Raw genomic sequence first — 21827 nt, 5'->3', positions numbered from 1 at the left:
ATGATGGGTGAGGGGATTTTCAGCGGCCTGAAGGTGCTCGATGTCGGCAGTTTCATTGCAGCGCCCGCTGCGGCGACGATCATGGCCGATTTCGGCGCCGAGGTGATCAAGGTTGAAGCCCCTGGCGACGGGGATCCCTATCGCGGCGTGAACCGGGGCAAGCGCTATCCTTCCAGTCCCGTGCCGCATCAGTGGATCGTCGATAACCGTAACAAAAAGGGAATTACGCTGGACCTGAAAGCCGATGCCGGCCGCGAAATCCTGTATCGCCTTGTGCGCGACGCCGATGTCTTCGTCACGAACATGCCGCTGGCCCCCCGGAAACGCCTGAAAATCCGCTATGAGGATATTGAGCCGCTGAACGAGCGGATCATCTATGCCTCGCTCACGGCGTATGGCGAAACGGGGGCCGAGGCCGGACGTACGGGATTTGACAGTACTGCCTGGTGGGCCCGAACCGGTCTCATGGATCTGGTGAAGCCGTCGCCCGACTCCGCACCGGCCCGCTCCATGCCCGGAATGGGCGACCACCCGACGGCCGTGGCGATGTTCGGCGCCATTGCGACCGGGCTGTACCGGCGCGAACGCACGGGCAAGGGCAGCATGGTATCCACGTCGCTGATGAGCAACGGATTGTGGTCCAACGCCATCATGGTACAGGCGCAGCTCAGCGGCGGCGTCGTGGAACCCAGGCCCGCACGCGAGGACGCGGACAACGCGTTCAACAATCTCTACCAGACATCGGATGGCTATTGGCTGCATCTTGTCATGATGCATCAGGAGCATCGGTGGGCCGATTTCGCACGCCTGGCCGGTGCGGCGGAACTGGCGGACGATCCCCGCTACGCGACGGTCGCGGCGCGTGACGAAAACGCGAAGAGCCTCATCCATGCGCTCGACACGGTGTTCCGTCGCAAGGACCGGCAAAGCTGGCGCGATCTGTTGTCGCAAAATGGCTTCACGTTCGGCGAGGTCGCTTCTGTCGGCGATGTCGCCCTGGACCAGCAGATGAAGGATAGCGGCGCATTGCGCCCCATGCCCGATCCGAGGGCCGGCGCAGCCTATATTGTCGACAGCCCGATCCAGGTTGCCGGCGTCGAGAAGGAAACGCCGACACTGGCGCCGGAGCAGGGGGAACACACGGTTGAGGTCTTGCGTACCGCGGGTTATGACGACGCGGAAATCGACCGCTTTAAACAAGACGGCGTTATCGCCTGACCTGATCCAGATAGAGGATGCTGCCGGTGCCGTTGAAGCTGCACAATACATTCGCCAGAGAGAAGCAGGATTTCGTCCCGATCGACCCGGACAATGTGCGGATGTATGTCTGCGGCCCGACCGTCTATGACAATATCCATATCGGAAATGCCCGGCCGCTCGTTGTGTTCGATGTGTTGTACCGGGTTCTTCTGCGGATGTACCCGAAGGTAACCTATGTCCGGAACATCACGGATGTGGACGACAAGATCAATGCGCGGGCGCAGGAAACCGGCGAGGATATCCGCGTCTTGACGGAGCGCACAGCCGAACAGTTTCACGACGATGCTGCGGCCCTGAATACGCTGCCTCCGGATGTCGAACCGCGCGCGACAGAGCATATTCCGGAAATGATCGCCCTGATCGAGCGGTTGATCGGTTCGGGGCATGCCTATGCGGCGGAAGGGCACGTCCTGTTCGACGTCCCCGCCATGCCGGATTACGGAAGGCTGTCGCGTCACAGCAGGGATGCGCTGATTTCGGGCGCCCGTGTCGATGTCGCACCGTATAAACGCGATCCGGCGGATTTTGTCCTGTGGAAGCCAAGCCCGGATAACCTGCCCGGGTGGCCGAGTCCCTGGGGCCGGGGGCGACCGGGCTGGCATGTGGAATGCTCGGCGATGAGCCAGAAACACCTTGGCGAGGATTTCGATATTCATGGCGGTGGGCAGGACCTGATTTTTCCGCATCATGAAAATGAAATAGCGCAAAGCTGCTGCGGCAACCCGGGCTCCCATTTCGCCAGATACTGGGTGCATAACGGCTACCTGATGAGCGAAGGCGAAAAAATGTCGAAGTCGCTGGGGAATTTCTATTCAGCCCGTGAACTGCTCGACGAATTCCCCGGCGAGGCGCTGCGTCTGACCCTGCTGCAAACCCATTACCGCGCGCCGCTTGATTTCAGCAAGGACGGGGTACGCCAGGCGAAAGCCGTGCTGGACCGCTGGTATGGCGCGCTTCGCGGGTTGTCGGCGGAACCGGCGGTCGCGAGCGATCCGCCGCCCGCCATGGTCGCCGCGCTTGAAGATGACCTGAATACGCCCCTGGCTATTACCGCGTTGCATGAGGCTGTCGCTGCGTTGAATGCCGCAGGGTCGCCGGTAGAAAAATCAGCGGCGCTTTCAGCGGTGCGGGCCGGTGGTGCTGTTCTGGGACTGTTGCAGCAGGATCCGGAACAGTGGTTTCGCTGGCGCGCCAGAAGCGATGACGCCCTGGACGATACCGCCATCGATACACTTGTCGCGGAGCGCGCGGCGGCGCGGATGGCAAGGAATTTTGCTGAATCCGACCGTATTCGGGACGTGCTGCAGGAAGCGGGTGTTGTGCTGGAAGACAAGTCCGGCCAGACGGTTTGGCGTCGCAAGTAATAACAGTTCAATCAAAATCGCCCAGCCCCAGGATACAGATTAAACACCGCTAAGCTGCGCGTGAAAGTGCCGGATCGCAGGAATACCTATTAAACTCTTGTTTACCTGTTATCCCTTAGATTTTTTCCATGGCTCATTGTTCTCTCGGCGGAGGGTGGTATGGCTGGCCTGGAAAGACGCAAGCATGAACGCGTCAAGCTGGATCGCGCCGTTACTGTGCGTGATGGCGCGGGAACGCACGATGGTACCCTGGTGGATATTTCATTAAGTGGCGCCGCGGTAAATCTTGACGACGACGATTTTTATTTCGATTCGGATCAGGACATTGAAATGGATATGGAAGATTTCGGTATCCTGACGGGCAGTGTGGTTCGAATTCTTGACGATGGATTTGCCATGGCATTCGACCTGAACGAAGACAGTGAAGAGCGCCTGATTACCGAGATCAGTGGCTATCGGTCAGGATCGGATATCGAGTAGTTCCTCGCCGGCCTGACATCGCAGAGCGATTACAGATAGACCGTTCCGCCATCCACCATCAGGGTCTGTCCGGTTACGAATTTGCTGGCGTCGCTGGCGAGATAGATAACCGTTCCGGCAAGGTCGCCGACTTCCAGATTGCGCTTGAGGCTCTGATTGCCGGCGATAACTTCCTTGGCCCTTTCCAGCTTGTCGCCGAAAAACTCGTCCGTGCCTTCCGTCAGTACCGCGCTGGGGGCAATCGCGTTGACGCGGATCCAGTCCCTGCCCAGTTCCCGGGCCAGACTGCGGGTTATACCGATCACGGCTGCCTTGGACATTGCGTAATGCAGCGAATAGGGCAGGCCGTAGATCGCGGCCAGAGAGCTGATATTGATGATGCTGCCCTGTTTTGCCGCACGCATCGGTTCGATAACGGCCTTGCAGCAATTCCAAACACCGGTGACGTTGACACTCAGCACACGGTTCCATTCATCCGGATCGAGCGTTTCGAACCGCCCGCTGTTGAGACCGCCATACAGCGCGGCATTGTTGATCAGTATATCGATGGCCCCAAAAGACTCGATGGCTGTCATTGCGGCGTGATGGCAATGCGCCATATCCGTTACGTCCAGCGAAACGCTCACGGCGCGCCCGCCGGACGCCGTGATCGCATCCACGGTTTCCGCGCAGTTCCGGACATCGCCCGCCACGACAGCCGCGCCTTCCCCCGCAAGACGGATCGCGTATTCCCTGCCCAGTCCGCGCGCGGCGCCTGTGATTATTGCCGTTTTACCTTCAAGCTGCCCTGTCACGCGTGCCGCCCTTCAATCTTCGCCGCCGAATGAACGGTTAATACGGCGCCGTTCCGATAATCACCGTCCGGTGCAGCACGCGCCGTTGCGTCGCCATTTCGTAATTCCGCAGGGCCCGGTGCAACAGGCAGCGGTTGTCCCACATGACGTAATCGCCGTCGCGCCATTGGTGGGTGTAGGTGAATTGCGGCTGCCCCACATGTTCCATCAGTTGGGTAATCAACGCATCGCTCTCTGCCGCTGGCAGGCCGACGATATGCGAGGCATGATTGCCAAGATAAATGCTCTTCCGGCCCGTATCCGGATGGGTTCGGACGATGGGGTGAACGACCGGCGGCCGTTCGCGTTTCTGTTCCTCCGTCGCCGGCGGCGCGCCGCAGTTGCGGCGGCTGGCTTCCCAGCTGTGTTCCGCCTTCAGCCCCGCAATCCGTTCCTTCATCTCCGGCGAGAGCGCGTCATAGGCGAGTTCCGTATTGGCGAACTGGGTGTCGCCGCCCTTGGGAGGCAATTCAATTGCGTGCAGCATGGTCATCAGCGACGGAATTTCGTGATAGGATTTGTCCGTATGAAAGAAGTAATTGCCCAGCGCGACCGCTCCCGGCGTCGGTTTGCCATCGCTATCCAGGTTGGTCACCGTATGGACAATGGGGTAGGGGGACCCATCCGGCAGTCGCCCGACATGATGCTCCAGTTCGCCGAAATTCCTGCTGAACGCGGCCTGCTGGTCCTTGGTCAGGGACTGACCCCGGAATACCAGGATATGGAATTCGAGAAACGCCCGCATGATCGCGTCGCGCATCGCACCGTCCAAAGGCGCTGCAAGGTCCAGCCCGAATATCTCCGCGCCGCCGGTTTCGGTCAGTGCGCGTATATCGAACGGATAGGGAATGCCTGTCCCGCGGCTGTATGGTGCTGCCTGAATGTCAGTCATCTGTTTCCTCCCGGGATTTCAGGGAAGACAACCGTAGCGCATCTTCGGCCGGAAGCAAAACGGGCAAAGTGATGGCAAAGTCTACTATCATATAGTCCCTCAAACCGAATCGCTCGGCATCGAAAAATTTTGGAGAATATCTATAGCAGCTTGGTTGCACTCCATGATGACTACAGATAGTCATTGAATAGAACCCGGGAGAAATTCAGTATCTCCGTCTTTCGTGAGACGATAATTTATCCGGTGCAAGAACGAGAACAGTTCAGGAGCATATTGATGGCCGACGGCAAGCCTTCCATTACAATACTTGGCGGCACCGGGGCGCTTGGCGCGGGGCTGGCATTGCGCTGGGCGTCGGCGGGGTATCCGGTCATAATCGGGTCGCGCGCCGCGGACCGTGCCGTCGATGCCGCAAAGGCGCTGGCGCAACGCGTGCCGAATTCAACAGTCTCCGGGTATGATAACGCCGAAGCCGCAGCGAGGGGCGATATTGTCGTTATGACCGTACCATGGGAAAACCATGGCCCGACAATCGATGCGGTAAAGGAAGCCGTGCAGGGCAAGATATTCGTCGATGTGACGGTGCCGCTTGTGCCGCCGCGTGTTTCGCGGGTGCATATCCCGCCGGAAGGGTCCGCCGCGAAAACCTCCCAGATACGCCTGGGCGAGAACGTGCAAGTGACCTCGGCCTTTCATAATATCGCGGCGGCGCATCTTCAGGATATGGAGCACGCAATCGACAGCGATGTGCTGGTGTTCGGCGACAAGAAGGCCGCGCGCGACGAAGTCCTGAAGCTTGTGGAGGCCGCCGGCATGAAAGGCTGGCACGGGGGACCGATCGACAATTCGGTGGTCGGGGAGGCGCTGACGGCGATGCTCATTCATATCAATCGTAACTACAAGATCGACGGCGCCGGCATTCGGATCACCGGCACGCCGGGCGGGACCGCGTGACAGCCAGAACCCTGACGCTTCGCACGCTGGACGGGATCCCGCGAGTCAGGCCGGGCGACGACCTGGCCACGCTGTTGCTTGATGCCGTTGGCGACGATCTGCGTGACGGCGATGTCCTTGTTATTGCACAGAAAATTTTTTCCAAGGCGCAGAACCGCTACGCGGTGCTGAACACGATCACGCCATCCGCCGCAGCAGAGGTTCTCGCGGTGGAAACCGAAAAGGATCCCCGGGTGGTCGAACTGATCCTGTCGGAGTCCAGTGAAGTGCTGCGCAAACGGCCCGGCGTAATCATCGTTGTTCACCGCCTCGGCATGGTCATGGCCAATGCCGGAATCGACGCCTCCAATGTCGAACCCGCGGAGGACGGCGGCGAGCGCGTGCTGTTGCTGCCGCTCGACCCGGATGGCGATTGCGCGCATCTGCGCGGTGAAATCCTGGCGCGTCGTGGCGTTTCCGTCGCGGTCATCATGAACGACAGTGTCGGTCGGGCCTGGCGCAGCGGCACAGTGGGCATTGCCATCGGGGCTGCCGGGTTTCCCTCACTGCTCGACCTGCGCGGGCAGGACGATATGTTCGGTCGTCCCTTGCAATCGTCCATCGTCGGCCTGGCGGACGAACTCGCCGCGGCTGCCTCGATGCTGCAGGGACAGGCGGCGGAAGGCTTGCCGGCGGTGCTGGTCCGCGGATTTGACTATGCGGGCCCCGAAATCCCGGCCCGCGGCCTGATCCGGAACATTGCCGAGGATCTTTTTCGTTGAGCAGCACGACCTGTCTGGCGCTTTCGGGCGGCGTCGGCGGCGCAAAACTGGCTCTCGGCCTCAGCCACGCCATGGATCCGGCCAAACTGCTTATCGTGGCCAATACGGGCGACGATTTCGATCACCTCGGCCTGCGCATCTGCCCCGACATCGATACGGTGACCTATACCTTGTCGGGACTGGCCAATCCTTCGACAGGCTGGGGCCGGAAAGATGAAAGCTGGTCCTTCATGGAAACGCTGGAGAGCCTGGGGGGCGAGACCTGGTTTCGCCTTGGCGATCGCGATCTTGCGCTGCATGTCGAACGCACGCGGCGCCTGGGCGACGGGGAATCTCTCAGCGCGATCACCGACGCCATCGCGACACGACTGGCTATATCATGCCGTATCGCGCCGATGAGCGACGATCCAGTCCGCACCATTGTGGAGACTCCGAACGGGCCGCTTGCCTTCCAGCATTACTTCGTGCGCGACCAGTGCCGCCCCGCAGTCACGGGATTCCGTTTCGACGGCGCGGATTCGGCCAGGCCGGGCCCGACGTTGAAGGCTGCGCTAACCAGCGCTGCGCTGAAGATGGTGGTCATCTGTCCATCGAACCCGTTCATCAGTATCGATCCGATCCTCGCAATCCCCACGGTGCGCGAGATGCTGACCGATTGCCCGGCGCCTGTTATCGCTGTCTCGCCGATAGTCGGTGGACGGGCCATCAAGGGGCCGACGGCGAAAATGCTGGCAGAACTGAGGCGGCCCTCTTCCGCCCTCGCGATTGCTGAACACTATCGCGGTTTGATCGATGGCTTTATCATCGATACCGCCGACGCCGGGTCAGCAGACGCGATAAGTGAACTGGGAAGTCAGGTCCGGATCACGAATACGGTGATGAAATCCATACAGGATCGTGTATCGTTGGCGCGCGATGTGGTCGCCTTCGCGCAGGAGTTACACTAGTCAGGGGGAGCCCCAGGTTATGTGGGCCGTCATACCAGCCAAGAACTTTACGGATGCAAAGCAGCGGCTTGGCGGTGTTTTGAATGCGGATGAACGGACATCGCTGTTCGCGGCGATGTTTGAAGATGTCCTTTCGACGCTGGTCAGCGTGCCGGGGCTTGATGGTGTGCTGGTCGTCACCCGCGACCCGTCCGCCATAGCAATTGCGGCACGCCATGACGCCGAAATCCTGGAGGAACCGGAGAACCGGGGACAGACGGCGGCGGTACAGGCCGCGGCGGAATGGCTGGCGGCCAAGGGCGTGGATGGCATGATCGCCGTTCCCGGTGATGTGCCGCTGGTTTCGGCGGCCGAGTTGGAACAGGTTCTGGCGGCGCATGGTGCGGCGCCAGCAATGACGATCGTGCCGGCGCAGGATGAACGCGGCTCGAATTGCATCGCCTGTTCACCGCCGGGACTGATTCCCTTCCGCTTTGGCAACGACAGTTTCAGGCCGCATTTACAGGAGGCCGCGGACAGGGGCGTTGTGCCAAAAATCCTGCCGCTTCCGGGCCTCGGCCTGGATATCGACCGCCCGGACGACCTCGCGGAACTGATGGCGGCTCCCGGCGAAACCCTCGCGCAATGCTGGTTGCGGGAAAACAGGATTGCCGAACGCCTCGCGGCGGGGGATTCTGCGGCATGATTGACAGGAATACCGCACTGGCGCTGGCGCGGGATAGCGACCCCGGCGCGCTAATGGCGCAGGCGGCGGCCATGCGCGATGCCACATATGCGGGCACGGTCAGTTATTCACGCAAGGTTTTCATTCCACTGACGCAGCTGTGTCGCGATGTCTGCCACTATTGCACATTCGCGCACCCGCCGCGCCGCGGGCAGCGGGCCTATATGACGCACGAGGAAATCCTCAACGTGGCGCGCGCGGGCGCCGCCGCCGGCTGCAAGGAAGCCCTGTTCACGCTGGGAGACAAGCCGGAACTGCGTTACCGCGTGGCCCGTGACGAGTTGGCGTCGCTCGGCCATGAAACGACGCTGTCCTATCTGGCCGAGGTCTGCGAACTCGTGTTTCGCGAGACCGGCATCCTCCCCCATGTGAACGCCGGCGTCATGGGCGCCGAAGACATGGCGATGCTGCGGGGCGTATCCGTCAGCCAGGGGTTGATGCTTGAATCCATCTCGCCACGGCTGCTGGAGAAGGGCGGTCCGCATTATGGTTCCCCCGACAAGGATCCCGCAACCCGTTTGGATACCATTCGGATTGCCGGGCAACTGAATGTGCCGTTTACCACCGGCATCCTGATCGGGATTGGCGAAACGCGTGCCGAGCGGGTTGAATCGCTTCTGGCGCTGCGGGACCTGCATGACGAATTCGGCCATATCCAGGAAGTCATCGTCCAGAATTTCCGGGCGAAGGCGGGTACCAGGATGGCGGATGCGCCCGAACCGTCAAACGGGGAACTGCTCTGGACCATTGCCATGGCGCGACTTCTCTTCGCGCCGGAGGTGACAATCCAGGCGCCGCCAAATCTCAGCCCCGGCATGCTGGACCGGCTGGTTGCCGCCGGGCTGAACGATTGGGGCGGCGTATCCCCGGTGACACCGGATCATGTCAACCCGGAAGCCCCGTGGCCGCATCTGGACGAACTGGCGCGACAGACGGCCGCCGCCGGCAGGACACTCGTCGAACGCCTGGCGATCTATCCGGATTATGCCCTGAACGGCGCGAAATGGCTCGACCGGACGTTCCGAACGCCCGTGCTTCGCCTCGTCGATGGCGACGGCCTGCCCCGTACCGACGGGTGGATGACGGGCACGCCTTCCGCACCGCCGCCGTTGTGGGCCGGTTCGCTGGCAGCGGTCAGTCCGGCCTTCGCCGATATCATTGCCAGGGCGAGGGACGGCGCTGACCTTTCCGAGTCCGATATCACGCGGCTGTTCCGCGCGCGCGGCGGCGAGGTCGCGGCGGTCTGCGAAGCGGCCGATGACCTGCGCCGTGCGATGAACGGCGATACCGTCAGCTATGTCGTGACGCGAAACATCAACTACACCAATGTCTGTTATTTCAAATGCCAGTTCTGCGCCTTTTCCAAAGGCAAGATGAGCGAGAACCTGCGCGGGCAGCCCTACGACCTGGATATGAACGAGATCGTTCGCCGGGTCGTCGAAGCCTGGGAGCGGGGCGCGACGGAAGTCTGCATGCAGGGCGGCATTCACCCGGAATATACCGGCGAGACCTATCTGGAGATCTGCCGCGCGGTGAAAGCCGCCGTGCCGGGAATGCATGTGCATGCCTTTTCGCCACTGGAAGTCTGGCAGGGCGCGAAGACGCTGGGGATCGAAACGGCCGATTTCCTTGCCCGGTTACGCGATGCGGGCCTTGGATCCCTGCCGGGCACCGCGGCCGAGGTTCTGGACGATGAAGTCCGCGCCATCCTGTGCCCGGACAAGGTCAATACGGCGCAATGGCTCGAGGTAATGGAGGCCGCGCATAATGCCGGCCTCCGCACAACCTCGACCATCATGTACGGGCATGTCGAACGGCCGGTTCACGGGGCGCGTCATCTGTTGCGGTTGCGGAGCCTGCAGAAGAAAACAGGCGGCTTCACGGAATTCGTGCCGCTGCCCTTTGTCGCCGAGGAAGCGCCGATTTACCTGAAAGGCAACGCACGCCGCGGGCCGACTTTCCGGGAGGCCGTATTGATGCATGCGGTGGCGCGGCTGGCGCTGCACCCGCATATCGCCAATATCCAGACATCCTGGGTAAAAATGGGGCCGGAAGGCGTGAAGGCCTGTCTGAATGCCGGGGCGAACGACCTGGGCGGCACGCTGATGAACGAGACGATCACCCGTGCGGCCGGCGCATCCCACGGCCAGGAAATGCCGCCGGAAAAGATGGAGGCAATGATCCACGAAATCGGCCGTGTACCGGTGCAGCGGACGACGTTCTATGGCGTACCGCCGGAAGACCAGGTCCGGACCTCATTCGGCGCCGCGCCGCTGGGCGATGTGGTCAATACGCCGGCCCGCCGTTATGAACGGGACGTCAAGCCTATGCTGCACCGGCCGGGACTCGTTGGCGCGGCGGAATAGCCCGGATTTTCAAAAAATTTCTACTGGCAGGGATGTGCGGCGCTATCCGTGTTGCAGAGCTTTACCGAGTCAAGAAACGCGGTCCATTCCTTCTGTAACGCTTCCGATACCGGTAATGCCCTGAGATCGAATGGCGCCCCGCGCCAGGCCCGCTGAACATAGTAGAAATTCTCGTCGCCGGAATAGACCCGGACCATGGCCACGGATCCCTTGTCGTTTTCCACATTATAGCTGCAGGCCAGCGTAATCCGCGCGGACGGATAACCGTTATGGGTATCGGTGACAAGGTCCCGGGCATCGTACTGGGAACAGCCGCCGATTTTCCGATCCTGCATCTGCGCCATGTAACTGGCTGCATCCATCGTCAATCCCTTGAATATCTGGACGATGATCTTGCGCGTCCAGTTCTCCTCCGTTTCGCTTTTCGGAATGAAATGGCCTATCGCATGGTTGTTCCCGTCGCGGCTGACCGACTGCATAAAGTCATTCGGAATGGGAACGTCGAATTTTTCACCGGCCCGTAACGTTCCGGACGTCACGATGCCCGAAAACGCCACAAAGCCGGCAAGGCAGATCAGCCCGTAACCGTATCGCATCAATCACAAACCCTGTTCCACCAGTGGCCGGACCTCCTCCGCAAAGCGGGTCATGGATTCCATCACCAGGCTGTGCGGAATCCCGACCCAGTGGAATTGCAGTACCAGATGATTGATCCCGCACATCCGGTTCTGCGCGATGATCTGCTCGGCGATTTCCTCCGGCGAACCCAGCATGAAACGGTCTTCCAGAAGCTCGTCGTAGTCCAGCGCCAGATTATCGTCGCCTTTGGGCATGACCTTGTCCTGCCCCCACTGGTGATAGATTTTGTATTTTTCTTCCAGAAACGGCTTGGCGGTGCTGATGGCCTCTTCGCGGGAATTGGCCACAAATATCTCTCGCGCAATCGGCACTTCGTCCGGAAACGGCTTGTTGAGCCTGTCCAGCGCCCGTTTGTAGACCTCCGTCTGGCGCTGGATGGTTTCCATACGCTGATGGGGATTCATGAACCACACATCCGCCAGTTCCGCGGCGCGTTCTATGGCGACATCGGCATTGGCGCCCATCCAGATGGCCGGCGTCGGCTTCTGCAACGGCTTCATCGAAAGGGTTGCATCGACCAGTTCGAAATGCGATCCCTTCATGGACACATGATCCTCCGTCCACAGGCGTTTGACCGCCTTCAGGTTTTCGATGAATCGCGGGACACGGTCCTTCTGCGTCGTGCCGAATCCCTTGAACTCGACCTCGCGATAGCCGAGCCCGCAGCCGAATATCAGCTTGCCGCCGGACATGACGTCGATCGACGCAAGCTGCTCCGCCAGATCGAGCGGTTTCTGCAACGATAACAAGACAATGCCCGTCAGCAGACGCAGGCTGGGAGCTTCGGTCATGATCCGGGACAGGAATGGCAACTGCTGGAATTCCTGTAACGGGTAACCCGCGAAATGCGAGTTTTTCATCAGCGAATCGAAACCGAGTTTTTCGGCTAGCCGCGCCTGCTCAACATGTTCCTGGAACCCCTGCTGCATGTCGAAGCCGGCCGCGTATTGCGTGCGCATGCCGATGCCGTACCGCATTGTCCTGGTCATCTCGTTTTCCTCTCGACTTCACGTTCGACTGTTTCAAAGGGCCTGCGCCACGCGCGGGAACACTTCTTCGGCCAGCATCTGCATCGAATCGGTCGTTGCGCGCAAAGGCGTGCCGGGCCATTGCATGCTGGCGATAATATGGTTCGCGCCGGTGCGCCGGTGCAGGTCCACCACCTGGTCCGTGACTTCGTCGGGCGAGCCGATCAGGAAACGGTCACGGGCCAGTTCGTCGAATTCGAGCCCCAGATTGTCGTCCCCCTTGGGCATCGCCTTGTCCTGCCCCCATTCGTGATAAACCTTGTATTTCACCGCGAGCGTTTCGCCGCACAGGCGCAACGCCTCTTTGCGCGTTCTGGCGACGAAGACCTCGCGTCGTATCGGGAACTCTTTCGGCATTGGCTTGTTGAATTCCTCCAGCGCCGCCTTGTAGACATCGACCTGGCGCGCAATGGTGTCGATCCGGTTATGCGGATTCATGTACCAGCAATCGCCGATTTTCGCGGCGCGCCGTATGGCCGGATCCGCATTGGCGCCGACCCAGATCGGCGGGTTCGGCTTCTGCACGGGTTTCAGCGAAACCGAAGCGTTCTCGAGTTCGAAATGCGACCCCTTCATATTGACGCTGTTTTCCGTCCACAACCGCTTGATCGCGATCAGGTTTTCCTCGAACCGGGGGACCCGCTCCTTCTGTGTCGTGCCGAAGGCCTTGAATTCGACCTCGCGGTAGCCGAGCGCAATACCGAAAATCAGCCGGCCGCCGGAAATAACGTCGATGGAGGCAAGCTGTTCGGCGATATCCAGCGGCTTGTGCAGGGACAGCAACACTATGCCGGCGTTCAGGCGTACATTCGGCGCCTCGCGCGCCAGTGCGGCCAGGAACGGAATCTGCTGTACGTCCTGCAGAGGATAACCGGCGTAATGCGACCCTTTCGTGACGCAGGAAAAGCCCAGCCTGTCGGCGAGTTTGGCCTGTTGCATCAGTTCATTGAATCGCTGCGTCATGTCGTCCTCCTGCGGGAACTGGCCGCGCAGCATGAGACCGAACTGAATTGCCGTCATTACGTGTGCTCTCCTCTTTATGGATATTTGCCGGTAAGTTAGCCCGCGGATGCGCCGCTGTCACATGCGGCGCACCGCGTTTGCAAGATTTGTCGCGGAAAGGAATATCCCATGCGCGTTGCCACAACGGTGCCCAAGAACAACCTGAAACTGGTGCCGGACGCGGCGCGACATGTGGAATCATCCGGGTTCGATTCGATCCGCATGATGGAAAATTCCAACAATCCCTTCCTGTCGCTTGCCGTGGCGGCGACGGTGACCGAACGGGTCGAACTGATGACCGGCATCGCCATTGCCTTTGCCCGCACGCCGATGGCGGTGGCCGGGATGTCGCATGACCTGCAACTGGCCTCCGGCGGGCGTTTCAAGCTGGGCCTCGGAACCCAGGTCAAGGGGCACAACGAACGCCGGTTCAGCGTTCCATGGACGCCGCCCGCTCCGCGCATGCGTGAGTATATCGAGGTACTGCGCGCGATCTGGCGTTGCTGGGAGAAGGGGGCCCCGGCCGATTATACCGGCGACCATTACCGGTTCACCCTGATGACGCCGCATTTCGTGCCCGAGGTTACCAATTTACCGATGACGCCGGTCACGGTCGCCGCCGTCGGGCCGGCAATGCTGCGTCTGGCGGGTTCGCATTGCGACGGGGTGCAGTTGCACCCGTTCTGCACCCGCAAATATGTCGAGGATGCCGTGTTGCCGAAGCTGGCGGAGGGCTGGGTAAAAAGCGGCATATCCCGCGAAAATTTCGAGATTTCAGGCGGCGGCTTTGTTGTCACGGGTCCGGATGAGGAAACCGTTGCGAAGATATTCGAATATGTCCGCTTCCGCGTAGCCTTCTACGGGTCGACCCGCGCCTACTGGCCGGTCTTCGAAATGCATGGTCTGCATGACCTGGGCCAGAAACTGAATGCGATGGTCCGGGCCGGGCAGTGGGACCTGATGGCACGGGAAATTTCCGACGACGTGGTTCACCTGTTCGCCGCCGTCGGCACCCATGACACTATCGCCACAGCCATCGAGACGCGCTTCGGCGGGCTTGGCGATGTTGTGGACGCCATTCACGCGCCGGACGCCGATCCGGGGCTGACGCCGGACGTCATTCAGGATATCCAGCGCATCCCATCACGGTTCGAACGGTTCGATACGCAATGGTCGTACTCAGTTCCTGAGGCGCGTGACCAGACTTAAAATAGGCGTCCAGAACAGGCTGATTAGGGTCAGGATGAGGAAACCGACAACGATCGGGCTTTCCAGCATCCGGAGCGGGTTATTGTCGAGGATGATCATTGCCTGTGACAGGTTTTCCTCGACGAGTTGGCCGAGAATCAGCCCCATCACCAGCGGCGCCGGGCCGAAGCCGTGGCGCAGCATCAGAAAGCCGATCAATCCGGAACCCAGCATGACCCAGACATCGAATACCGATTGTCCATAGGCATAGGAGCCGATCATCGAAAACACAAACACCGCCGGCCATAGAATTGTCCTCGGGATCAGTGTGACGCGGGAAAACAGCTTCGCGCCACCCAACCCGACGATCAGAAAGACGAAATTGGCAATCAGCATCGAGCCGAAAATTGCGTAGACGAATTCCGGGGTTTCCCGCACGAGATTCGGTCCCGGCCGAAAGCCGTGCATGATCAGTGCCGCGAGGATGATGGCTGTCGTCGCGCTGCCGGGAATTCCAAGCGCGAGTGTGGGGACCATGGCGCCGCCGGTCGCCGCGTTGTTGGCGGTTTCCGGCCCGGCGATACCTTCCAGCGCGCCCTTGCCGAATTCCTCCTTGTGCTTGGACCACCGTTTGGCTTCGTTATAGCCCATGATCGCGGCCACGGTGGTTCCTTCCGCCGGAAGGATGCCGATAAATGTGCCAATGAAACAGGACCTTATGATCGCCCCCTTGACCTTTATGTAATCGGCAATGGACGGCAGTTTGATCGCAACGGAGGTCACGCGCTTATACACGACATCGAGGGCCTGGCTCTGGTTGAGCATCTCACCCATGGCGAACAACCCGATCAGCACCGGCAGGAAGCCGATCCCTTCGGTCAGATGCGGTATGCCGAAGGTGAATCGCTCGACGCCCGTTGTCAGATGGATGCCGACGGTGCTGATCAGCACGCCGACGGCTCCCGCGATAAGGTTGCGAATCGACGATTTCCCGGAAATAGTGGCCAGCATTGACAGGCCGAAAACCGCCAGCGCGAAGTATTCCTGCGGACGGAATTCGAGTGCGATCGCGGCCAGCAATGGCGCCGTGAAGAGAAACACAATGAGGCTGAATATGCCGCCGATCACGCTGCTGACAGCGGCCATGCCCAAGGCCCGGCCGGCTTCGCCGCGCTGCGCCATGGGATAACCGTCAATTGCGGTTGCGGCCGCGGGGGGCGCGCCCGGCGTGTTTATCAGGATCGCGGTGATCGATCCGCCGAAGGTGCCGGCACAGTAGAGCGACGCCATCATTGCGATCGCCGGCACCGGTTCGAGCGAAATCGTGAACGGCAGCAGCAGGGCCACGGCCATGGAGGAACTGAGACCGGGCAGGGCGCCGATGGTGACGCCGATCAGCACGCCGATGACAATGAGAATGAGGGTGTATGGGTCGGCCAGTAGCGAAAGGCCGAGGAGCATGTCGTCCATGACGATTTCCTGAAATTAAAAGCTTACTGGACCCAGGAGCCGACGGTCTCACCCAACAGTCCGGGTTCGAAATAGACCTGCAGCACCTTGGAAAACAGAACCATCACCGCGATCGGAAACAGGATCGCAAATGGAATTATCAGCTTCAGTCGCCGCTCGCCCCAAAGCAGGGGCAATACGAATGACGCGGTAATGACGGTCAGCAACGTTCCCAGCCAGGGCGCAATCAGCAGCAGAATGACAAGCACGCCGAAGGTGATATAGGCCATCGGCTGGATGCGGCTGTTTCGTTCCGCGTCAATATCTTCGCCGCGTTTCGAGATCGCACGATGTTCGAACGGCAACAGGATCGACAGCAGCAGGATCGTCCAGATCATGATCCGCGGGAAAAAGGCGGGCTGGATATTGTCCTGAAACAGCGCCGACGGTTCCTCGAACTGGGTCGTCGCATACCAGGCGAAACCGCAGAACGCAAAGAGCGCCAGAGTCAGCAGCAGATCGGTTCGATGTACAAGGGACGACGACGCGGTATCGCTCCGCGCCGTCGCAGCCTTGGCCTGATCCTCGTGGTTTGGATCGGTCATATCAAAGCCCTGAAGGTTATTTCGCGAGGCCCAATTCGACCAGCGCTTCGCGGGCTACCGCGTATTCGGCCTTGATGTTCTCGGTCCATTCTTCCCAGCCCGCGACACTTGCTTCGGGATCGAGACCGGAGCTTTTCAGGTATTCAGCGAAAGTCGAATGCCTCATTGCCTTGACCATGGCCGCTGATAGCATCTCAATCCGGTCCTGCGGCGTACCCTTGAGAACGAAATAGCCGCGGGTTGTCGATGTCGCGACCTCAATACCATTTTCGAACGTCGTCGGAACGTCGGGAAAATCCTTCAGCCGCTTCTTCGCCATCACGGCCAGCGCCCGGAAGGTGCCGTCGATAACCTGCGTCGATGCCTCGCTGACATTGGGCAATGTGGCATCGATCGCACCGGACATCAGCGCCTGCACCATCTGGGCGCCGCTGCCGAACGGTACGACCTTGTATTTGATGCCGGTCTGCTTGGCGAACTGGATCAGGCCGACAGCTCGGTATTGCCGATCTCGGCGATGCCCCAGTTCAGCGGCTCTTCCTTCGAGCGGGCGATCAACTCGTCCAGCGACTTGATATCGCCCTTGGCGTTTACGGTGATGAATGTGGGATCGTCCATTGCCCGGGCAATGCCGACGATGTCATCGATGCCGACGCCGGCCTTGCCGCGCGCTATCGTGTACAGATGCGTCTGCGTCATCGCGAGAACCGTATAACCGTCTTTCGGCTTTTTCATGGCGTAGTCGATCGCCGCGGCGCCGCCGCCGCCCTGCTGGCTGTTGACGACCATATCGACGCCGAGTTCGCGTCGGGTCCGGATCATCATCATCCGGGCGGTCGTGTCCGTGCCGCCGCCGTATTTTGCGTGGGTTACGATTTCAATCGTCTTGGACGGAAACTTGTCGTCCTGGGCCATTGCAGACGGAACGGCGATGGCCAGGGCCATCGCAGCCGTCGTCAGTAAGGTCGTACGTCTGGTTATTGCGCGCATGATATTCCTCCCGTTCAAACGTCGCGGCGTCCACATTCCAGCGTGGCGCCTATACGACGGATAATTGCACACCTGCGGGCTCCATGCATACCCGCGATTACAACGATGTCGATCATGACATCAGGCCGAAAATAGGGTCAACGTTCGCGATAGAACGCACAGAACATGACGACACCTACTCCGGTGACAAGGGCCGCGACCAGCCAGCCCTGGCTGAAACTCGCCGTCGCGTCGATGACCGCGCCGAACAGCGGCGGGCCGACCATGGATCCCATGCCGGTGCCGAGCGACAGAAATCCGATGGCCGAACCCGAATCGGCGCGGTTAACGGATTCCACCGCCAGCGTCTGGATCAGCGAGGCCCAGGAGGCGATGGTCAGCCCCAACAGGACGGCGACGGCCAGACCCGCGCCGATTCCCCACCAGGTATCGACAGCGGCCATAAGGCCAAAAAACACAACGGCGGCGATACACAGCATCGCGGTCAGTTTCTTCCGGCGTCCGCGGAAGACGGTATCGCTGACCACGCCCCAGCCGATGCGCCCGATGGCGCTGCCGCCCTGGGCCAGTCCCATGGCGATACTGGCGACGCCCTGGCTGGATTGCAGCGCCTCGCGCATGAACAGGGTGAGATAGGTAAAGAAAATATGTTGACCGGCGTTCATGAAGGCGCAGGAACCGACCAGAGCGCCGTAATTTCGATCCCTGGCCACGCGCAGGATACCGGCAAACGGACTCTCCAGAGGACCGATACGGGCACGCTTCGCTTCAACGAGCGGCAGACAGATCAGGCCGCCCAGGCAGGTCAGGCCGACGATCACCCACAGGATTCCCTGCCAGGACAGCCACGCGGTCAGAAACAACGTGCCCGCGGCCAGAATGCCGCCGGCGGGGACACCGGCCTGCTTCACACCCATCGCGGTTGCCCGCCGGCGCGGGGGAAACCATTCCAGGACGCCACGCGCCGTGGCCGGATTGACGATAGCGTAGGCCCATCCCATAAACAGCATCGCCGCCAGCGCCGTATACAGCCCGTTCGCCTGGGTCAGCGTCGCCGTGGCAAGGGCCAGCAGCATATGGGCCAGGACAAGGGCCCAGCCGACGCCGATTTTATCCACCAGAATTCCGGCCGGCATTGTGCCTGTAATCTGTCCCGCGCTATAGGCACTGATCAGCAGGCCGAACTGGCTGAAACTGAGTCCCAGTTCCGGGCGAATTACCGGCGCCAGCGACAGTACCGAAACGCTGTTAAGCGTGCCGATAGCATGCGCGGTGGTGACAATCGTCAGCCGCATCCGCCAGAATTCGGCAGGATCGTCGAGGCGCGTGTCGCTCACAATCCGCTATTTCATTCCAGCGACCTGTCAGAAACCGACATCGTCGCCGCCCTTGAGTTGCAGCATTTTCCGGGCTTCATCCGGCGTCGCGATTTCCAGCGAAAGATCCTCCAGTATCCGGCGAATTTTCGCCACCTGTTCGGCATTGTTCTTTGCCATCTGGCCTTTTGCCAGATAAAGGCTGTCTTCCAGCCCGACGCGCACGCTGCCCCCCAGCATCGCAGCCTGGGTGACAAAGCTCATCTGATGGCGTCCGGCCGCCAGCACCGACCAGACATAATCCGTGCCGAACAGCCGGTCGGCCGTCCGCTTCATGAACAGCACATTGTCGAGGTCCGCGCCCATCCCGCCGAGAATGCCGAAAATTGACTGGATAAAGAAGGGCGGCTTCAGCAACCCGCGGTCAACGAAATGCGCAACATTGTATAAGTGTCCCAGGTCATAGCATTCGTGCTCGAACCGGGTGCCATGTTCTTCACCAAGATGTTTTAGAATGTACTCTATATCTCTGAATGTATTTCGGAAAATATGGTCATCCGTGCCCCGCAAATAGGGTTCTTCCCAGTCATATTTCCAGTCAGTGAACTTGTCCGCCGCCGGCGAGATATTGAAATTCATCGACCCCATGTTGAGCGAGCACATTTCCGGCTTCGCCCGCATAGGGGCCGCCAGCCGGTCCTCCAGCGTCATTTTCAGCCCGCCGCCCGTTGTGATGTTGATAACGGCATCGGTGTTCTGCTTGATGCGCGGCAGGAATTTCATGAAGACATCGGGATCGGGGGTCGGTTCGCCGGTTTCGGGATCCCGCGCATGCAGGTGCAGGATGGCGGCGCCCGCTTCCCAGGCGGCGATACTCTGTTCGGCGATTTCATCCGGCGTGATAGGCAGCCCTTCCGACATGGTGGGCGTATGGATCGCGCCTGTCACGGCGCAGGAAATAATGACCTTGTTACCCGCCATGGCGGCGCCTCCCGATTATTGTCCGTCTCCCGGGAGACTAAGGCCGCGACGGTATCGGCGACAAGGGCGGTTTCCCGGCAATGCATAAAAACCGGTTGGCCGGTCGGCGGCTTACGGTAAGGTGTACGCAGATTTCAACCTGAATACCGGGAGGTGCGCGAAGTGATAAAAGTATGGGGAAGACCCGATGGCTCCAATGTCATCAAGGCAATGTGGTGCATCGGCGAACTGGGCATCGAATACGACCGTATCGACTGGGGCGGCAAATTCGGCGGTAATGACGACCCCGCATACCGCGCCAAGAACCCCAATGGCCGGCTGCCAACGATAGAGGAAGAAGACGGCTGGTGCGTCTGGGAATCAGGCGCGGTCATCCGCTACCTTTCCGCCAAATACAGCATGGGCAATCTGTATCCCGAAGACCTGCGCGCCCGCGCCGACGCGGACCGGTGGATGGACTGGAGTTCGCTGAACATGGCCGGCTTCAACGGCGCCTATCTCGACTACTTCTTCCGCCTGCCGGCAGAGCAGCGGGACATCAGGAAGATTGAGGAAGCGGTGAAAAATGCGACGCCCTGGTACGACATCCTCGACAAACATCTCCAGGGACGCGACTATGTCTGTGGTGACAAGCTCACCATCGGCGATATCCCGGCGGGGGCGCTGACCCATCGCTGGATGACCTGGACGCCGAAGGGGATGCGTCCGTCGCATCCTAATGTGGAAGCCTGGTACGCAAGGCTGTGCCAGCGCCCGGCCTATCGCGAACACGTTCTGGACAAGACCAACAAGCCGAAATTCTGATTACCGGAACGGTCGCGGCGGCCTTACCGCCGCTGCGACCATTCCGTCAGGACGGTGCCGACGGCGCGTGTCAGCGTCGTCAGTTCGTCCTTGCCGATGACGAAGGGCGGCATCAGGTAGACGATGTCGCCGAACGGCCGAATCCAGACGCCCTCCTCGACGAATCGCGCCTTCAACCGGTCATTGGCTTTCAGGTCTTCCAGTTGCACCACGCCAATAGCCCCCTTGACGCGGACGTCGATTACCCCCGGCAGTCCCCGGCAGGGTTCCAGCGCGGTTTCCAGATGCGCCTCGATTTTGGCTACCTGCGCCAGTCGCGGTTCGGTTTCGAACAGGTCCAGCGAAGCATTTGCCGCCGCACAGGCCAGCGGGTTGGCCATAAAGGTCGGCCCGTGCATCAGCGCCGCCCCCGAATCATCCGACAGAAAGGCGTCGAAGACCCGGTCGGTCGCCACCGTTGCCGCCAGCGCCATCGTACCGCCGGTCAAAGCCTTGGAAAGGGTCATGATATCCGGCACGATATCCGCCTGTTCGCAGGCGAACATCGAACCGGTGCGTCCGAATCCGGTCATGATTTCGTCCAGGATGAACAGCAGGTCGTGATCCCGCGCGCGCCGGGAAATGGCCGCCAGTATTTCGGGACTATGGAACTTCATGCCGCCCGCCCCCTGTACCAGCGGTTCCATGATGATCGCCGCACATTCGCCGGCATGCCGGACGAGGAAGGAATCGAATGCGGCAAAATCCGAATCCGCCCGGGGCAGGGGAATAACGTGCTGTTCCGGCACGAGGCCGCGGAACAGCGCATGCATGCCTTCTTCGGGGTCGCAGACAGACATGGCGCCGATCGTGTCGCCGTGATAGGCGCCGCCAAAGGCGATAAATTTGCGGCGACCGGATTCGCCGCCGTTTATCCAATACTGTAACGCCATCTTCATGGCGATCTCGACCGACACAGATCCCGAATCAGAAAAAAATACCCGGTTCAGGTCACCCGGCAGCAGGGCGGCAAGGCGATGGGCGAGCCGGCAGGCAGGTTCATGGACAAGTCCGCCGAACATGACATGGGGCATGACCGCCAGTTGGTGCTGCACGGCCGCCCGGATATGGGGGTGGTTATAACCATGGCACGCAGTCCACCATGAAGACACGCCGTCGACCAGCCTGCGCCCGTCGGCGAGGGTTATTTGCACGCCATCGGTCGATGCCACCTGCAAGGGCGGCAGCGCCGTTTTCATCTGGGT

The 21827-nt window shown here is 60.6% G+C and carries 22 protein-coding genes; 10 read left to right on the top strand and 12 right to left on the bottom strand.

Annotated features, from left to right (window positions below; translation table 11 throughout):
• The 3 genes from WD767_07160 (at nt 1) to WD767_07150 (ending at nt 3104) form a co-directional block, all read left to right on the top strand.
• Nucleotides 1-1218 carry a CoA transferase gene (locus tag WD767_07160; GenBank protein ID MEX2615857.1) on the top strand — a complete coding sequence of 406 codons (1218 nt, stop codon included), beginning with the start codon at nt 1-3 and terminating at the stop codon, nt 1216-1218.
• A 26-nt stretch (nt 1219-1244) separates the two neighbouring features.
• The gene (gene cysS, locus WD767_07155) at nt 1245-2624 is read left to right on the top strand and encodes a cysteine--tRNA ligase (GenBank protein ID MEX2615856.1); all 1380 of its coding nucleotides are present in this window, start codon (nt 1245-1247) and stop codon (nt 2622-2624) included.
• 159 nt (nt 2625-2783) lie between these two features.
• Nucleotides 2784-3104: a PilZ domain-containing protein gene (locus tag WD767_07150; protein ID MEX2615855.1), complete on the top strand. Its 321-nt coding sequence runs from the start codon at nt 2784-2786 to the stop codon at nt 3102-3104.
• Nucleotides 3105-3133: 29 nt separating this feature from the next.
• On the opposite strand, the gene WD767_07145 is transcribed toward WD767_07150, so the two are convergent.
• Nucleotides 3134-3898: a glucose 1-dehydrogenase gene (locus WD767_07145; protein MEX2615854.1), complete on the bottom strand. Its 765-nt coding sequence runs from the start codon at nt 3896-3898 to the stop codon at nt 3134-3136.
• 37 nt (nt 3899-3935) lie between these two features.
• The gene (locus WD767_07140; protein ID MEX2615853.1) at nt 3936-4829 is read right to left on the bottom strand and encodes a TauD/TfdA family dioxygenase; all 894 of its coding nucleotides are present in this window, start codon (nt 4827-4829) and stop codon (nt 3936-3938) included.
• Nucleotides 4830-5105: 276 nt separating this feature from the next.
• On the opposite strand from WD767_07140, the gene npdG reads away from it, so the two are divergent.
• The 5 genes from npdG to cofH are packed head-to-tail and all read left to right on the top strand — an operon-like array spanning nt 5106 to nt 10581.
• On the top strand, nt 5106-5783 hold the full coding sequence (gene npdG / locus WD767_07135) for an NADPH-dependent F420 reductase (protein MEX2615852.1): 678 nt from the start codon (nt 5106-5108) through the stop codon (nt 5781-5783).
• Nucleotides 5780-6544 (top strand): coenzyme F420-0:L-glutamate ligase, encoded by a 765-nt coding sequence (gene cofE / locus WD767_07130; protein ID MEX2615851.1) that lies wholly within the window; start codon nt 5780-5782, stop codon nt 6542-6544. The genes npdG and cofE overlap by 4 nt, the downstream gene beginning before the upstream one ends.
• A complete protein-coding gene (gene cofD / locus WD767_07125) occupies nt 6541-7491 on the top strand; it encodes a 2-phospho-L-lactate transferase (protein ID MEX2615850.1) in 951 nt (316 codons plus the stop codon). Before cofE ends, cofD begins: the two co-directional genes overlap by 4 nt.
• Before the next feature lie 19 nt (nt 7492-7510).
• Complete coding sequence (gene cofC, locus WD767_07120) at nt 7511-8176, top strand: 2-phospho-L-lactate guanylyltransferase (GenBank protein MEX2615849.1); 666 nt, start codon at nt 7511-7513, stop codon at nt 8174-8176.
• Nucleotides 8173-10581 carry a 5-amino-6-(D-ribitylamino)uracil--L-tyrosine 4-hydroxyphenyl transferase CofH gene (gene cofH / locus WD767_07115; protein ID MEX2615848.1) on the top strand — a complete coding sequence of 803 codons (2409 nt, stop codon included), beginning with the start codon at nt 8173-8175 and terminating at the stop codon, nt 10579-10581. Before cofC ends, cofH begins: the two co-directional genes overlap by 4 nt.
• Before the next feature lie 20 nt (nt 10582-10601).
• Here cofH and WD767_07110 read toward each other — a convergent pair whose 3' ends face one another.
• From WD767_07110 to WD767_07100, 3 genes are read right to left on the bottom strand one after another with little or no spacing between them, the layout of a single operon-like run.
• On the bottom strand, nt 10602-11177 hold the full coding sequence (locus tag WD767_07110; GenBank protein MEX2615847.1) for a hypothetical protein: 576 nt from the start codon (nt 11175-11177) through the stop codon (nt 10602-10604).
• Nucleotides 11178-11180: 3 nt separating this feature from the next.
• The gene (locus WD767_07105; GenBank protein MEX2615846.1) at nt 11181-12209 is read right to left on the bottom strand and encodes an LLM class flavin-dependent oxidoreductase; all 1029 of its coding nucleotides are present in this window, start codon (nt 12207-12209) and stop codon (nt 11181-11183) included.
• Nucleotides 12210-12242: 33 nt separating this feature from the next.
• Nucleotides 12243-13268, bottom strand: coding sequence for an LLM class flavin-dependent oxidoreductase (locus tag WD767_07100; protein ID MEX2615845.1), 1026 nt, complete (start codon nt 13266-13268; stop codon nt 12243-12245).
• 111 nt (nt 13269-13379) lie between these two features.
• Between WD767_07100 and WD767_07095 the strand changes: the two genes are divergently transcribed.
• Complete coding sequence (locus tag WD767_07095) at nt 13380-14459, top strand: TIGR03617 family F420-dependent LLM class oxidoreductase (protein ID MEX2615844.1); 1080 nt, start codon at nt 13380-13382, stop codon at nt 14457-14459.
• Here the strand turns inward: WD767_07095 and WD767_07090 are convergent.
• The 6 genes from WD767_07090 to WD767_07065 all read right to left on the bottom strand — a co-directional run bounded on the left by WD767_07090 (nt 14430) and on the right by WD767_07065 (nt 19779).
• Nucleotides 14430-15908 carry a tripartite tricarboxylate transporter permease gene (locus WD767_07090; GenBank protein ID MEX2615843.1) on the bottom strand — a complete coding sequence of 493 codons (1479 nt, stop codon included), beginning with the start codon at nt 15906-15908 and terminating at the stop codon, nt 14430-14432. The two genes, WD767_07095 and WD767_07090, sit on opposite strands and share 30 nt — an antisense overlap.
• Nucleotides 15909-15931: 23 nt before the next feature.
• Nucleotides 15932-16492, bottom strand: coding sequence for a tripartite tricarboxylate transporter TctB family protein (locus WD767_07085; GenBank protein MEX2615842.1), 561 nt, complete (start codon nt 16490-16492; stop codon nt 15932-15934).
• Between the two features lie 16 nt (nt 16493-16508).
• Nucleotides 16509-16913 carry a tripartite tricarboxylate transporter substrate-binding protein gene (locus WD767_07080; GenBank protein ID MEX2615841.1) on the bottom strand — a complete coding sequence of 135 codons (405 nt, stop codon included), beginning with the start codon at nt 16911-16913 and terminating at the stop codon, nt 16509-16511.
• 62 nt (nt 16914-16975) lie between these two features.
• Nucleotides 16976-17482 (bottom strand): tripartite tricarboxylate transporter substrate-binding protein, encoded by a 507-nt coding sequence (locus tag WD767_07075; protein ID MEX2615840.1) that lies wholly within the window; start codon nt 17480-17482, stop codon nt 16976-16978.
• Nucleotides 17483-17619: 137 nt separating this feature from the next.
• The gene (locus WD767_07070) at nt 17620-18819 is read right to left on the bottom strand and encodes an MFS transporter (GenBank protein MEX2615839.1); all 1200 of its coding nucleotides are present in this window, start codon (nt 18817-18819) and stop codon (nt 17620-17622) included.
• A 27-nt stretch (nt 18820-18846) separates the two neighbouring features.
• A complete protein-coding gene (locus WD767_07065) occupies nt 18847-19779 on the bottom strand; it encodes a 3-keto-5-aminohexanoate cleavage protein (protein MEX2615838.1) in 933 nt (310 codons plus the stop codon).
• A 162-nt stretch (nt 19780-19941) separates the two neighbouring features.
• Between WD767_07065 and WD767_07060 the strand changes: the two genes are divergently transcribed.
• Entirely contained in the window at nt 19942-20583 is a 642-nt protein-coding gene (locus tag WD767_07060; protein ID MEX2615837.1) for a glutathione S-transferase family protein, read from the top strand.
• Nucleotides 20584-20606: 23 nt separating this feature from the next.
• On the opposite strand, the gene WD767_07055 is transcribed toward WD767_07060, so the two are convergent.
• Nucleotides 20607-21821, bottom strand: coding sequence for an adenosylmethionine--8-amino-7-oxononanoate transaminase (locus WD767_07055; protein ID MEX2615836.1), 1215 nt, complete (start codon nt 21819-21821; stop codon nt 20607-20609).
• Nucleotides 21822-21827: the final 6 nt, after the last annotated feature.

The organism is Alphaproteobacteria bacterium (assembly GCA_040905865.1).
GTDB lineage: Bacteria > Pseudomonadota > Alphaproteobacteria > UBA8366.
This window is presented reverse-complemented; position numbering and strand designations above follow the sequence as displayed.

Bases quoted from the DNA above. Each gene is read 5' to 3' on its own strand.
- WD767_07075 (MEX2615840.1), bottom strand. From the start codon at position 17,482: ATGCGCGCAATAACCAGACGTACGACCTTACTGACGACGGCTGCGATG.
- cofH (MEX2615848.1), top strand. From the start codon at position 8,173: ATGATTGACAGGAATACCGCACTGGCGCTGGCGCGGGATAGCGACCCC.
- cofC (MEX2615849.1), top strand. From the start codon at position 7,511: ATGTGGGCCGTCATACCAGCCAAGAACTTTACGGATGCAAAGCAGCGG.
- WD767_07090 (MEX2615843.1), bottom strand. From the start codon at position 15,908: ATGGACGACATGCTCCTCGGCCTTTCGCTACTGGCCGACCCATACACC.
- npdG (MEX2615852.1), top strand. From the start codon at position 5,106: ATGGCCGACGGCAAGCCTTCCATTACAATACTTGGCGGCACCGGGGCG.
- WD767_07100 (MEX2615845.1), bottom strand. From the start codon at position 13,268: ATGACGGCAATTCAGTTCGGTCTCATGCTGCGCGGCCAGTTCCCGCAG.
- WD767_07085 (MEX2615842.1), bottom strand. From the start codon at position 16,492: ATGACCGATCCAAACCACGAGGATCAGGCCAAGGCTGCGACGGCGCGG.
- WD767_07065 (MEX2615838.1), bottom strand. From the start codon at position 19,779: ATGGCGGGTAACAAGGTCATTATTTCCTGCGCCGTGACAGGCGCGATC.
- WD767_07105 (MEX2615846.1), bottom strand. From the start codon at position 12,209: ATGACCAGGACAATGCGGTACGGCATCGGCATGCGCACGCAATACGCG.
- WD767_07095 (MEX2615844.1), top strand. From the start codon at position 13,380: ATGCGCGTTGCCACAACGGTGCCCAAGAACAACCTGAAACTGGTGCCG.
- WD767_07055 (MEX2615836.1), bottom strand. From the start codon at position 21,821: ATGAAAACGGCGCTGCCGCCCTTGCAGGTGGCATCGACCGATGGCGTG.
- WD767_07160 (MEX2615857.1), top strand. From the start codon at position 1: ATGATGGGTGAGGGGATTTTCAGCGGCCTGAAGGTGCTCGATGTCGGC.
- WD767_07110 (MEX2615847.1), bottom strand. From the start codon at position 11,177: ATGCGATACGGTTACGGGCTGATCTGCCTTGCCGGCTTTGTGGCGTTT.
- WD767_07080 (MEX2615841.1), bottom strand. From the start codon at position 16,913: ATGGTGCAGGCGCTGATGTCCGGTGCGATCGATGCCACATTGCCCAAT.
- WD767_07140 (MEX2615853.1), bottom strand. From the start codon at position 4,829: ATGACTGACATTCAGGCAGCACCATACAGCCGCGGGACAGGCATTCCC.
- WD767_07150 (MEX2615855.1), top strand. From the start codon at position 2,784: ATGGCTGGCCTGGAAAGACGCAAGCATGAACGCGTCAAGCTGGATCGC.